Consider the following 12653-nt stretch of genomic DNA (forward strand, 5'->3'; position numbering starts at 1 on the left):
GTACGGTTGCGGTCACTTCACAGTGCCGCGAAAAACCAATTTCCCTCCTGAACCTGCGGAAATAGAACGATTAAACTTCCATTTCACATGGGTTACGTCGGTCATCAGAGCGGGCCGGACATCGCCATTGCCGCTGCTGTAGGTAAGGTCGGAAAGCGGCCCCCATTTCTTGCCTCCGTCAACGGAGACAATTTCGGTGCCGTCAGACGTTCCCTTGAACGCCACTGCCTTGGGCAGCGGGTTGGTGACGGAAAAATCCGAAGCCGGTGCATTGCCGACATTCCGATATTTGACGACGAACACGAGATTGTCGCCGGGTGTGACGGTTTTCGGCTGTTCGAGAACCAAAGCGGTGGTGCCGTTCGGCTTTGCCACCTTGCGTTCCACGTAGACATCGCTCGACAGGCTGACACTATTGGCCGCCATGGCCGTGCCGGGCAGGATCAGTGCTATTGCGAGAAGAAATCCTTTTATCATGCTGGTAAACCCCGATTAAGTTCAGTCGATGGTGACTTGGAAGGTGATTGTGCGTGTTTGTCCGCCCGGAACGGTGCCGAGGGCCACGGTGACCGCACCGCTGTCAAAGGCGCCGGCATCGCCGTCGCTCAGGGCATCGCTCAGCGGCGCGCCTTCGAGCGTGATGCTTTCCGATTTATAAGTGGTGTCAGCAGGAATAGCGTCGCTGATCGCCAGATTGGTCAGATCACTGGAGCCGATGGTGGTCGCGACCAGCTGATAGACAATGACCGCGCCTGGCACGGGCTCTGTCCCGCCATAGGGGTCGACGATGGTCGCGCTCTTGACCAAGGTAACATCGGAAGCCTGAACCGCGAAAAAGCCGCTGCCGGCGTCACGAGCGCCGCTCGAGCCGATGACGGCATCGCCGCCGCCATCACCCTGTCCGGCGAATATGCTGCCGGGCGTTCCGGTACCGGTTTTGGCTATGGCAGAAAGTTCAATCTCGGCCCGCTCCGTGTCATTGGCGGATGCGGGAATGGTGGAGAGGATGAAAACGGTGATGCTTTCATCTGGCGCCAGTATAGGATCATTGGTGCCGGGCGTGTAAATCGTATCGACGCCGGGATCATAGACGCCATTGCCGTTGCTATCGAGAATGGCAATTTCAAAACTCGTGTCAAATTCGTCGCCGGGCTTTGTGGTGTCGGCCGACAGCGTAAAGGCTTCCGAGCCGTTTCCGCTATTGGTGAGCTGATAGGTCAGCACCTGTCCAGTCCACCCGGGGGCGACGGTCACATCGCCCGGATCACTCGACACGACGGTGACGTCGAGCAACTCGTCAACCTTGATGGTTACCATATTGGAATCGATCGTGACCGGCGTCCCGCCTCCGGGCGCGTCATAAGTGGCTTGGGCGGAATTGATGATGTCGGTTCCGGCGATCGTTCCAGCGGACTGAGCCGCCGTTGATGCCAGAGCCAGGAAAGCGGTGCCAAACGCAAACGCCCATCGGCGACCGACGGCAAGCGCCGCAAATAGGTCCGTTCGGCGTCCCAAATGCTGTGTTGGTGCATAATCCATGGCGGTCATATGCCGAAGAAAGCAAAATATTTGGTAAACGGAAAATAAATGATGTTATGCGTTTTGAGGGGTGAAAAAGTTAGGAAATCATCCAATTGTTCGAGGATATTAAGCAGTGGTTTCGCTCTGGTTAAGCTCCTGTTTACCATGGCAGGGCTTAATCATCGAAAATCCCGACCGTCTAATCATGGTTTTGCGAATTTTTGAATCTGCGACTGGCACCATGTCAGAACAAGAGCGCTAAATGGCGGTCTGTTGAGCGCGGATGTGAAATATGTAGAATAATCGAAAGAGGGTAGTTGACAGGGAAGCAGTGCTCTTCTACTTGCGCTGCTTCACCGCCCAATGCAGGCGCATAAGCGGGTGTAGCTCAGTTGGTTAGAGCGCCGGCCTGTCACGCCGGAGGTCGCGAGTTCAAGTCTCGTCACTCGCGCCATTTCCCCAAAAAGGGGGGAATGGCGTATCAGGATCGGAATTTTCCGGTATTCATCCATATCAGCAGCGGCTTGACTGGAAATATCCAGACAATCCCGGCAAATATGTAAATCGGCAGCTGAAGCCAGAAGCTCAGTTCGCTGATCCAGTTGATCATGCTGACAACTATTCCGCTCCAGACCAGAATCAGAATCAGAATCAGAATCATACCAAAGGGTTGGCGCCAATTGGGCGGATCTGGCGGGTTGTGAGGCGTCTGCTGGTCTGATTCTGCAGTCATGATTTTATATCAATTCGTTGAATTATTTCAGATTCGGTAACAATCATATCGAGAGGCGCATCGTGCGCTTGCACCGGTACGGCGTCGGCTTCCTGCACCGACCAGGCAAAGCCTATACGCTTTGCCTGCGGATATTTGGCAAAAGTCCGGTCGTAATGACCGCCGCCTTGTCCGAGACGGCCCATCGACCGATCAAAGGCGACCATCGGCGCAATAATCAAGTCCGGCGTAACAGTGGGGCAATTCGCATTGGGTTCGGATATATTCCGGAATCCGGCTTCTAGAAGGTCGAGATTGTCGACTTTGCGAAATTCCAGCGGGGAATTTCCGACCACGACAGGGAATGCCGTGGTTTTTCCGATTTCGGTGAGATATTCTGTCAGGCTGGCGGTCGGGGCTTCTGATCCGGTGGCGCTGTACAGCGCGATGATTTCACTCTTTTCAATCAGCTGTGCCAATGGTGTGGGCGGGCGCCGGAAAGCCAAGCCGCGGGTTGCCATATCCAATTGGCTGTAGAAAGCATCCCGTCGCCTTCGATATTCTTCGCGTAGTTTCTGCTTATTATCGTATAAACTACTCAAAATAATGTTCTTTCGGTGGAAAAGTGACGGGACCGTCTTGGTCGTTGGCCGGAAAATCCTCTGACGCCTATTACGTCAGGTGGGCGCCATATGCGTCGGACCCGACTGCAAAACAGTCCGCAATCCGGGCAGGGACAGCTCCCTAGGAAGTTATATCGCCTCAGGGATGTTCGTATCAAGCTCGTGCCAGACAGTACCCGTCACACCCTATCTAGGCGCGATAGGGGCGTTACTCAAGGCCGTTTGCCAGTTGTTCGGCACGATCGGCCAGTTTTTCCAATGTTGCTATTGCCTGCTCGTCCAGCGGGTCGGGTTTTGCCGGTTCACTAGCTGCGGCAGGCTGGGCCAGTGCGGATTGTGCGCTGTGCAATTCATCCGCCAGCAGCAGGGACGTGAATAGCAGCATCCGGCTTTCGTTCAGCCCAGCCGGATCACCGGATTCCCGAGCTTTACCATCTACCATCGCGGCCAGCTTTGTCAGATGTGCTTCTTCACCATCCTGACAGGTTACCATGAAGGAGCGGCCACCAATTTCCAGTTTCATCTGCGCCATATCAATGCTCCTGTCGTTCGATCAGCCCGTCAATCGTCCGGATCGCCTGCTTCATTTCAGATTTCAGCGCCTCGTGACGCGCTTCCAGCATCTGGTCAGCATCGGCCTTCATCGTGCTGTTCGACGATTCTATGCGACTGAGTGCGCGTTCGAGGCGACCGATGGCAAGGATGACACGTTCATTGTCCATGAGCATTTTCCAAAGCTTGTTTCCAACAGGTGAGTTCCTGTCTTTCGTTGCTATCAATCTATTCCAGCGCCGTAAACACCAGATCCTGAAAAGCGATCCTTGACGCCGCCCTGCTGGATCATCAAAGGAAGAGGCAAAATAGCGAATCGCAGCATTTCGTTGCGTTTTTTCACGCGTCAATCCAGGGGATCAGACTAGACATGACCGTTACCGAAAAAAGCATGGCCAACGCCATCAGAGCGCTCGCCATGGATGCGGTTCAAGCGGCCAATAGTGGCCATCCGGGTATGCCGATGGGAATGGCGGACGTAGCCACTGTCCTGTTTAGCGATTTTCTGAAATATGATCCGAAAGCGCCGAAATGGGCGGATCGCGACCGGTTTGTCCTGTCTGCTGGTCACGGCTCGATGCTGATCTATTCCTTGCTCCATCTTACTGGCTATGCGCGGCCGACGCTACAGGACATCAAGGACTTCCGTCAGCTTAGTTCGCCTTGCGCCGGGCATCCGGAAAATTTCAAGCTGGAAGGCGTCGAGACGACGACCGGGCCGCTGGGGCAGGGCTTTGCCACCGCTGTCGGCATGGCGATCGCCGAACGGCATCTCAATGCGACCTTCGGCGACGATCTGGTCGATCACAAGACCTGGGTGATTGCCGGTGACGGTTGCCTGATGGAAGGAATCAATCACGAAGCGGTCGGTCTCGGTGGGCATCTGGGACTTGGACGACTTAATGTTCTTTGGGATGATAATGGTATAACCATCGATGGTGGAACGGAATTATCAACCAGCGAAGACATTCCGGCGCGCTATCGGGCCTCTGGTTGGCACGTGGTTTCCTGCGACGGTCATGATTTTGACGATATCCGCAAGGCGCTAAGCGAGGCTGAGGCTGATCCCCGGCCCTCGCTGATCGCCTGCAAGACGGTCATTGGCTATGGTGCCCCGACCAAGCAGGGCACTTCGGCGACCCATGGCGCTCCGCTTGGCGATGAAGAGATTTCCGGTACCCGTAACGCTCTCGGTTGGGATCATGAGCCTTTTGTGATTCCCGATGATATTCTGGCGTCCTGGCGTCAATTGGGAGAAAAAGGCGCTGCCGCGCGGTCTGACTGGCAAGCGCGCCTGGATGGCCATTCTCAGGCCGCAGAGTTTAACCGGCGCATGGCAGGCGATCTTCCTGATGGCACGGCGATGCAGAATTATATGGAAGGTCTGGCCAAGGATCCGCCGAAATGGGCGACTCGCAAGGCTTCTGAAATGGCATTGGGCGCGATTACCGAGGCTTTGCCCGAGATGATCGGCGGCAGTGCCGATCTCACGGGTTCAAACAATACCAAAACTCCTTCTACCAAGCCTCTGACAAAAGACGATTATTCTGGTCGCTATATCTATTATGGTATCCGCGAGTTCGGGATGGCGGCGGCGATGAACGGCATGGCGTTGCACGGTGGTGTCATTCCTTATGGTGGTACTTTCCTGGTGTTCACCGATTATTGCCGCGGGGCCATGCGGCTTTCCGCGATCCAGAATGCCCGGGTCGTCTACGTCATGACCCATGACAGCATCGGTCTCGGCGAGGACGGTCCGACCCATCAGCCGATCGAGCATATTCAAAGCCTGCGGCTGATGCCTAACATGCATGTCTATCGTCCCGCTGATGCCATCGAAACGGCAGAGTGCTGGGCGCTTGCTATCAAACGGTCCGATGGGCCTTCTACCCTGGCCCTGACTCGCCAGGGGCTTGCGCCTTTCCGTGATGATGTCAGCGTAAATCTTTGTGAAAAAGGCGGATATCGAGCAAAAGCGGCGGAAAATGCCAAGCGCGTGGTGCTGGTTGCGACAGGTTCTGAAGTGTCGTTGGCGCTGGCCGTTGCTGCAAAGCTGGAAGCAGCCGGAACCGGCGCGGATGTGGTATCCATGCCTTGTACGGAATTGTTTGACGCGCAATCCGCCGAATATCGAAATGAACTGCTCGGTGGCGACGGCATATTGCGGGTCTCGATCGAAGCGGGCACCACATTCGGCTGGGAGCGCTATACCGGAATCGACGGGCTGCGTTTCGGCATCGACAGTTTCGGGGCATCGGCGCCGATTGACGACCTTTACGCGCATTTCGGCCTGACCGCGGACGCGATCACCCCGCAAATATTAGAGAAAATTGGCTGAACAAGGCCAGCAAGTTCGAATTCAAAGGAGCAAAATTGATGACAAAAGTAGCAATTAACGGATTTGGCCGGATCGGCCGTCTTGTCGCCCGCGCGATACTGGAGCGCGAAGATGACAATTTCGAGCTGGTCGCGATCAACGATCTTGCCGATGCCGAATCCAATGCGCTGCTTTTCGCTTATGACAGCGTGCACGGCCGCTTCCCTGGCGAAGTCACCGCGCATGGCGATCATATCATGGCCAATGGCAAGAAAATTGCCGTTACCTCTGAACGCAATCCCGGCGATCTGCCGCATGCTGCCATGGGTATCGACATCGTGCTGGAGTGCACCGGCTTCTTCCAGTCCAAGGACGCTGCGCAGCCGCATATCGATGCCGGCGCAAAGCGCGTCTTGATCTCGGCACCGGCAAAGGGCGACCTGAAAACGGTTGTCTTCGGCGTCAATCACGACGTCCTGACGTCATCGGATATCATTGTTTCCAATGCTTCCTGCACCACCAACTGCCTGGCACCGGTGGCCAAGGTGCTGAACGACGCAGTCGGTATCGAGCGGGGTTTCATGACCACGATCCACAGCTATACCAATGACCAGCGGATTCTCGACCAGATGCACAGCGACATGCGCCGCGCGCGGGCTGGTGCGGTCAACATGATTCCGACAACCACGGGTGCTGCCCGCGCCGTCGGTCTGGTGCTGCCAGAGCTGAACGGCAAGCTGGACGGCTCTTCGATCCGCGTACCGACGCCGAATGTCAGCCTGGTCGATCTGGTGTTCACACCCGGCCGCGATACCAGCGTTGAAGAAATCAACGGCGCACTGAAAGCCGCAGCTGAAGGCCCGATGAAGGGCGTGCTGGTGTTTGAAGACAAGCCGCTGGTTTCCAGCGATTTCAACCATCAGCCGGCGAGCAGCTCGGTCGACAGTCTGGAAACGACAGTGATGGACGGCAAGCTTGTCCGTGTCGTCAGCTGGTATGACAATGAATGGGGCTTCTCCAACCGCATGATTGATACTGCCAAGGTCATGGCAGGCATGCTTTAATTCACAAGGGTTCTGATTAATGTCGGCTAACAGTTTTAAAACGCTTGATGATATAGGTGATGTTCGGGGAAAACGCGGCCTGGTCCGCGTCGACCTGAACGTCCCGATGGCGGACGGCAAGGTAACCGACGATATGCGTCTGAAAGCCTTGTTGCCGACGGTTGTCGAACTGGCTGACAAGGGCGCGAAACTGCTGTTGCTCGCTCATTTCGGACGGCCGAAAGGCGAGTATAAGCCGGAATATTCGCTGGAACCCGTGGTTGCACCGCTGGCTGCGGTGCTCGGTCGGGACGTCGGTTTCATGCAGAAGCCAGATCAGGACGCGATCGATGCTTTGCCGGAAGGCAGTATCACGGTGCTGGAAAACAGCCGTTTTGCACCGGGTGAAGAGAAGAATGACCCGGCCATGGCAAAGGCGCTCGCTTCTTTCGGTGATTTCTACGTCAATGATGCCTTTTCGACAGCGCATCGCGCGCATGTGACCACCAAGGGGCTGGCCCATTGTCTGCCTTCTTATGCGGGCCGTTCGATGGAACGCGAATTGACCGCGCTCGACAAGGCGCTGGGCAATCCCGAACATCCGGTTGCTGCGGTTGTCGGCGGGGCGAAAGTGTCCAGCAAGCTCGACGTGCTGCGGCAGATGGTGGAAAAAGTCGATCATCTGATCATCGGCGGCGGCATGGCCAATACATTTCTGGCGGCGCGCGGCGTCAATGTCGGCAAATCCCTGTGCGAACATGAGCTGGCGGATACCGCCAACGAAATACTGGCGGCCGCAGACAGGGCCGACTGCACCGTGCATCTGCCTTATGATGTGGTGGTGGCAAAGGAATTCCGCGCCAATCCGCCAACCCGCACGGTCAACGTCCATGAAGTGGCCGATGACGAAATGATCCTCGATATCGGGCCTGCCGCGGTGGAAGCGCTGTCCGATGTTCTCAAGACCTGCAAGACGCTGGTCTGGAACGGTCCGCTGGGCGCCTTTGAGACGCCGCCGTTCGACAGTGCCACCGTTGCGCTAGCCAGAACCGCGGCTGCCCTGACCAAAGAAGGGCAGCTTCTTTCGGTGGCCGGTGGCGGCGACACGGTCGCGGCGCTCAATCACGCCGGCGTTGCCGACGATTTCAGCTTTGTATCGACCGCGGGCGGTGCCTTCCTCGAATGGATGGAAGGCAAGCCTTTGCCCGGCGTCGAAGTGCTTAACCAAATAAAATGAAAATATCAGGGAACCAAGAATGGCGAATAATGAAATGATGAGCAAAATCGAAAATGGCCAAGGCTTTATCGCCGCGCTGGACCAGAGCGGTGGCTCGACGCCAAAAGCACTGGCTGGCTATGGCATTGGTGAAGATAGCTTCTCCAATGACGATGAGATGTTCGGTCTGATCCACAAGATGCGCAGCCGCATCATTACCTCGCCCAGCTTCGGCAACGGCAAGGTGATTGGTGCCATCCTGTTCGAGAAGACCATGAATGGCGATGCCGGCGGGAAACCGGTACCGGAAGCGCTCTGGGATCGCGGCGTCGTGCCTTTTCTGAAAGTCGACAAGGGCCTCGAGGACGAAGTGAACGGTGTTCAGTTGATGAAACCGATCCCTGATCTGGATGCCCAGTGCGCCCATGCGGTTTCAAAGGGTGTTTTCGGAACCAAGATGCGGTCGGTGATCAACAAGGCCAATGCGGAAGGAATCGCTGCGGTTGTCGCGCAGCAATTCGATTTCGGCAAACAGATCTTGAGCCACGGGCTGGTGCCAATCATCGAGCCGGAAGTGAATATCAAAAGCGAAGAGCGCGCTGAATGCGACAAGATTTTGCTCGGCGAACTGACCAAGCATCTGGACGCTCTGGCGGACGATCAGCGGGTGATGCTGAAACTGTCGATTCCGGTTGAGCCCAATCTCTACCAGTCCCTGGTCGATCACCCCAAGGTGGTTCGGCTGGTCGCTCTGTCTGGTGGCTATTCCACCGAAGATGCGTGCGAGCAGCTGGCCAAGAACAAGGGCATGATCGCCAGCTTCAGCCGCGGCTTGCTGCAGGATTTGCGGGTTTCGCAGAGCGACGAGGAATTTGATGCGGTGCTCGGCGGTGCGATTGACCAGATTTATCGCGCTTCGATTACCTGACCGGAGGGCCTAGGCTTGTCGCTGTCCGATCCCGGTTGGTCTGCTGTCGATGATTATATCGTTGGCAAACTGATTGGGGAGGACACGGCACTGGAAGCAGCGCTGGCAAATAACCGGCGGGCGGGACTGCCGCCGATTGACGTGTCGCTGGCGCAAGGCAAGATGCTGCAGTTGCTGGCGCGCGGTGTTGGAGCAAGGCGCATTCTCGAGATCGGTACGCTCGGCGGTTATTCTTCCATCTTTCTCGCCCGTGCGCTGGGCGAAGATGGTGTGCTGGTCACGCTGGAACTCGAACCGGAATATGCAGCAGTGGCGTGCGCCAATATCGAGCATGCGGGTGTCGGCCGTAGCGTTGATATCCGTATCGGACCGGCATGCGATACGCTTGAAGCCATGTGCAGCGAAGGCGAGGCGGCGTTCGATTTTGTCTTCATCGATGCCGACAAGGACAATTATCCCGCCTATCTTGACTATGCGATCCAATTGTCACGGCAGGGCACGATGCTGATTTTTGACAATGTCGTGCGGGAGGGCGAGGTGATCAATCCGCAGTCCAGCGATCCCAAGGTTTCCGGAACCCGTGCATTATATGACGCGCTGCAAGACAATGCCAAAATCGACGCCACCGCAATCCAGACCGTTGGCAGCAAGAAATGGGATGGTTTCCTGCTCGCCTTGGTCCAATGAAAGCGCTAGAAGTCTGCCCATGACCGACATTCCCTGCCAGCTATATCTGATTTCGCCACTCGACGTCGGCGGGCGCTTTCCGGACCGTTTGCGGGAAGCCCTGCAAGCCGCTCCCGTCGCGGCTTTCCAGTTTCGTGTGAAAGACCTGGATCAGCAGGAAGCCGCACGATTGGCTGAACCGCTGAAAGCGATTTGCGATGAATTTGACGTGGCCTTCATCGTCAATGATGATGTCGCGCTGGCCCGGCAGCTGGGCGCGGATGGCGTACATCTGGGGCAGGGTGACGAAAGCCTGAAAGCCGCGCGCGAGCAGCTGGGCAAGGATGTCCAGATCGGCATTACCTGCCACGACAGCCGTCATCTGGCGATGGAGGCGGGCGAGGGCGGCGCCAATTATGTTGCCTTCGGCGCGTTTTTCCCCACCGATACCAAGGAAACTCATCACAGGCCGGAGCTGGATATACTGGAATGGTGGTCTGAAATGATGGAAATTCCGAGCGTCGCAATTGGCGGGATCACGCCGGAAAATTGTCAGCCGCTGATCGACGCCGGCGCCGATTTTCTGGCCGTGTGCGGAGCCGTGTGGAATGATCCGGCGGGGCCGGCCCAGGCGGTCGGGAAATTTGCCGCAAGGCTGGAAGTCGGCTCGGAAGGTTAGGACGAACTGCGGGTCGTACCGATCTGCGATGCGAGATATTGGGCGACGAAACTGCTGACACGGGGCGGGGTAAAATTGGGCATCTGCTCCATGTCGCGCAAATAGCCCTCAGTCGGCTTGAACGATTGCATCTGGCCCTCACCAATCGAATAGCCGAACAGGCCAGCGGCCAGCGCAGTTTTTTCGCAAGGGCTTGCCTTCCTATCGTCGCGCCGTGGCCGGGTGATATCTGTCTGTTCCATGATCTTGTGATAGCTGCCGGGTGATTCGCCGTATTGTATGAAAAAGACCTGCGCACCATCATACTGGCTGTCATCATCGCCGGCTTTCATCGTCACCGGGCTTGCCTATTATCAGCCAGCAGATTACAGCGCCGCTCAATCAAACAATCTATCAAGCGAGACTAGCGATGAAGATCAGCGGTGTAGATATCCGGCCGGGCAATATATTGGAATATGAAGGTGGCCTGTGGAAGGTTGCCAAGATCCAGCATACGCAGCCGGGCAAGGGCGGGGCCTATATGCAGGTCGAGATGAAGAATCTGGTCGATGGTCGCAAGACCAATGTCCGGTTCCGTAGTGCCGACACGCTGGAAAAAGTCCGTCTCGACACGAAGACCTTTCAATATCTTTTCGCCGATGGCGACATGCTGACCTTCATGGACAAGGAAAATTACGAGCAGATCACTTTGCCAGCCGACTTGCTGGGCGATGCGGCGGAATTTTTGCAGGATGGCATGGATGTGCAACTGGAGCTTTACGACGAAAAGCCGATCTCCGTGCAATTGCCAGACCAGATCGAAGCAGAAATTGTCGAGGCCGATGCGGTGGTCAAGGGCCAGACGGCTTCGTCCAGCTACAAGCCTGCCGTTCTCGACAATGGTGTTCGTGTCATGGTGCCGCCGTTCATTTCGGCCGGTACCCGGATCATCGTTGATGTCTATGCCCGCGAATATGTCGGCAAGGCCAGCTAATCATTTCCCCTCCTGCTTGCGGGAGGGGTCAGGGGTGGGCATGAGAATGCTGCTCGCCTGTTCTTTGAAAACCCTATAGACCCAACCCAAGCCCCTCCCGTAAACGGGAGGGGGGAGATTATGAAATGCCAGCACATTCCGCCCTTATCACCGTCATGGAGCGCGCAGCACGCAAGGCGGGTTCGCGCCTGCGCCGCGACTTTGGCGAAGTCGAGCATCTGCAGGTCTCCAAGAAGGGTCCTGCCGATTTCGTTTCCAAGGCGGATATGCGCGCCGAGCGGATTCTTTACGACGAGCTGCTGAAAGTGCGGCCCGGCTGGGGTTTCGTGCTCGAAGAAGGCGGCATGATCGAAGGCGAGGAAGGCAAGCCGCGCTGGATCATTGATCCGCTCGACGGCACCACCAATTTTCTTCACGGCATCCCCCATTTCGCCATTTCGATCGCGGTGCAGGAGCCATCGCTCGACGGCCGCGGCTGGGGCAAGATTACCAGTGGCCTGATCTACGAGCCGCTGACCGACCTGACCTGGTGGGCGGAAATGGACAAGGGTGCCTGGCTCGGCGAACGGCGTCTGCGCGTGTCGGCCCGCCGCGATCTCTCCGAATCCCTGATAGCCACCGGCATCCCGTTCAAGGGGCATGGCGATCTTGGCGAATGGGCGCGGATTTTCGGCGCCGTTGCGCCGCAAGTTGCTGGCATCCGCCGCAACGGCTCGGCCGCACTCGATCTCGCCTGGCTCGCTGCCGGCCGCTATGACGGCTTCTGGGAAGCCGGACTGAAAGTCTGGGACGTTGCTGCAGGCATTTTGATGGTTCGCGAAGCCGGCGGTTTTGTCACCGATTATACCGGCGGCGATCAGCCGATTGGTCAGGGTGAAATATTGGCATCGAACGAAGCGCTGCACAGCAAGCTGCACCGGATATTGGCAAAGTCGCTGCTGTAACTGCGAATCGCTCGCAAAAGCCCATAATTTAAGCGACTTCGCCCTTGCGGCATGGGGAGCCACTGCCTAAAAGCGGCCCCGAATATTAGCGAAACGAGTCATCAGTGGTCGATCTTTCCGAATATGCACCGATCTTATTGTTCCTGTTTGTAGCCGCGGGGCTGTCCACAGCCTTTGTGTTCCTGCCGATGGGCGTGTCCCGGCTGACCGGGACCCATAATCCGAGCGCGGAAAAGCTCTCGGAATATGAATGTGGCTTTCCCGCCTTTGAAGATTCGCGCAGCCAGTTTGATGTGCGCTTCTATCTGGTGGCGATCCTGTTCATCATTTTCGATCTTGAAGCGGCGTTTCTGTTCCCGTGGGCCGTGTCTCTTGATTTGACCGGCTGGGTGGGCTGGACGACGATGATGGTATTTCTCGCGGAACTGATCATCGGTTTTGCTTATGCCTGGAAAGTGGGAGCGCTGGAATGGGACTAG

General features: G+C 56.7%; 16 protein-coding genes and 1 tRNA gene. 10 read left to right on the forward strand and 7 right to left on the reverse strand.

The window, feature by feature from the left end; genetic code table 11:
* Positions 1–12: 12 nt before the first annotated feature.
* Positions 13–477, reverse strand: coding sequence for a DUF11 domain-containing protein (locus AZE99_RS06020; protein ID WP_067198881.1), 465 nt, complete (start codon positions 475–477; stop codon positions 13–15).
* A 21-nt stretch (positions 478–498) separates the two neighbouring features.
* Positions 499–1539, reverse strand: coding sequence for a DUF11 domain-containing protein (locus tag AZE99_RS06025; RefSeq protein WP_082788265.1), 1041 nt, complete (start codon positions 1537–1539; stop codon positions 499–501).
* 359 nt (positions 1540–1898) lie between these two features.
* Here AZE99_RS06025 and AZE99_RS06030 point away from each other — a divergent pair.
* Positions 1899–1975: transfer RNA gene (locus AZE99_RS06030), tRNA-Asp, on the forward strand.
* A 27-nt stretch (positions 1976–2002) separates the two neighbouring features.
* On the opposite strand, the gene AZE99_RS06035 is transcribed toward AZE99_RS06030, so the two are convergent.
* The 4 genes from AZE99_RS06035 to AZE99_RS06050 all read right to left on the reverse strand — a co-directional run bounded on the left by AZE99_RS06035 (position 2003) and on the right by AZE99_RS06050 (position 3578).
* Positions 2003–2254 (reverse strand): DUF2842 domain-containing protein, encoded by a 252-nt coding sequence (locus AZE99_RS06035; RefSeq protein ID WP_067198883.1) that lies wholly within the window; start codon positions 2252–2254, stop codon positions 2003–2005.
* Positions 2251–2835 (reverse strand): 5-formyltetrahydrofolate cyclo-ligase, encoded by a 585-nt coding sequence (locus AZE99_RS06040; protein ID WP_197460264.1) that lies wholly within the window; start codon positions 2833–2835, stop codon positions 2251–2253. The genes AZE99_RS06035 and AZE99_RS06040 overlap by 4 nt, the downstream gene beginning before the upstream one ends.
* A 229-nt stretch (positions 2836–3064) precedes the next feature.
* Positions 3065–3388 (reverse strand): cell division protein ZapA, encoded by a 324-nt coding sequence (locus AZE99_RS06045; protein WP_067198886.1) that lies wholly within the window; start codon positions 3386–3388, stop codon positions 3065–3067.
* A 1-nt stretch (position 3389) separates the two neighbouring features.
* Positions 3390–3578 (reverse strand): hypothetical protein, encoded by a 189-nt coding sequence (locus AZE99_RS06050; RefSeq protein WP_067198888.1) that lies wholly within the window; start codon positions 3576–3578, stop codon positions 3390–3392.
* A gap of 200 nt (positions 3579–3778) precedes the next feature.
* Between AZE99_RS06050 and tkt the strand changes: the two genes are divergently transcribed.
* From tkt to thiE, 6 genes are read left to right on the forward strand one after another with little or no spacing between them, the layout of a single operon-like run.
* Positions 3779–5746: a transketolase gene (tkt, locus tag AZE99_RS06055; protein WP_067198890.1), complete on the forward strand. Its 1968-nt coding sequence runs from the start codon at positions 3779–3781 to the stop codon at positions 5744–5746.
* 35 nt (positions 5747–5781) lie between these two features.
* Positions 5782–6789, forward strand: coding sequence for a type I glyceraldehyde-3-phosphate dehydrogenase (gap, locus tag AZE99_RS06060; RefSeq protein WP_067198892.1), 1008 nt, complete (start codon positions 5782–5784; stop codon positions 6787–6789).
* Positions 6790–6808: 19 nt separating this feature from the next.
* Positions 6809–8005: a phosphoglycerate kinase gene (locus AZE99_RS06065; RefSeq protein WP_067198894.1), complete on the forward strand. Its 1197-nt coding sequence runs from the start codon at positions 6809–6811 to the stop codon at positions 8003–8005.
* 19 nt (positions 8006–8024) lie between these two features.
* Positions 8025–8912, forward strand: coding sequence for a fructose bisphosphate aldolase (locus tag AZE99_RS06070; protein ID WP_067198896.1), 888 nt, complete (start codon positions 8025–8027; stop codon positions 8910–8912).
* A 15-nt stretch (positions 8913–8927) separates the two neighbouring features.
* On the forward strand, positions 8928–9599 hold the full coding sequence (locus tag AZE99_RS06075) for an O-methyltransferase (protein ID WP_231862703.1): 672 nt from the start codon (positions 8928–8930) through the stop codon (positions 9597–9599).
* Positions 9600–9618: 19 nt separating this feature from the next.
* Positions 9619–10257, forward strand: coding sequence for a thiamine phosphate synthase (gene thiE / locus AZE99_RS06080; protein WP_067198898.1), 639 nt, complete (start codon positions 9619–9621; stop codon positions 10255–10257).
* Here the strand turns inward: thiE and AZE99_RS06085 are convergent.
* A complete protein-coding gene (locus AZE99_RS06085) occupies positions 10254–10595 on the reverse strand; it encodes a hypothetical protein (RefSeq protein ID WP_156472119.1) in 342 nt (113 codons plus the stop codon). The genes thiE and AZE99_RS06085 overlap by 4 nt on opposite strands.
* Positions 10596–10666: 71 nt before the next feature.
* Here AZE99_RS06085 and efp point away from each other — a divergent pair, with 71 nt between their 5' ends.
* The 3 genes from efp (at position 10667) to ndhC (ending at position 12653) form a co-directional block, all read left to right on the forward strand.
* A complete protein-coding gene (efp, locus tag AZE99_RS06090; RefSeq protein WP_067198902.1) occupies positions 10667–11230 on the forward strand; it encodes an elongation factor P in 564 nt (187 codons plus the stop codon).
* A gap of 125 nt (positions 11231–11355) precedes the next feature.
* A complete protein-coding gene (locus tag AZE99_RS06095) occupies positions 11356–12174 on the forward strand; it encodes an inositol monophosphatase family protein (RefSeq protein WP_067198904.1) in 819 nt (272 codons plus the stop codon).
* 104 nt (positions 12175–12278) lie between these two features.
* Positions 12279–12653, forward strand: coding sequence for an NADH-quinone oxidoreductase subunit A (gene ndhC / locus AZE99_RS06100; RefSeq protein WP_067198906.1), 375 nt, complete (start codon positions 12279–12281; stop codon positions 12651–12653).

Source organism: Sphingorhabdus sp. M41, assembly GCF_001586275.1.
Lineage (GTDB): Bacteria > Pseudomonadota > Alphaproteobacteria > Sphingomonadales > Sphingomonadaceae > Parasphingorhabdus.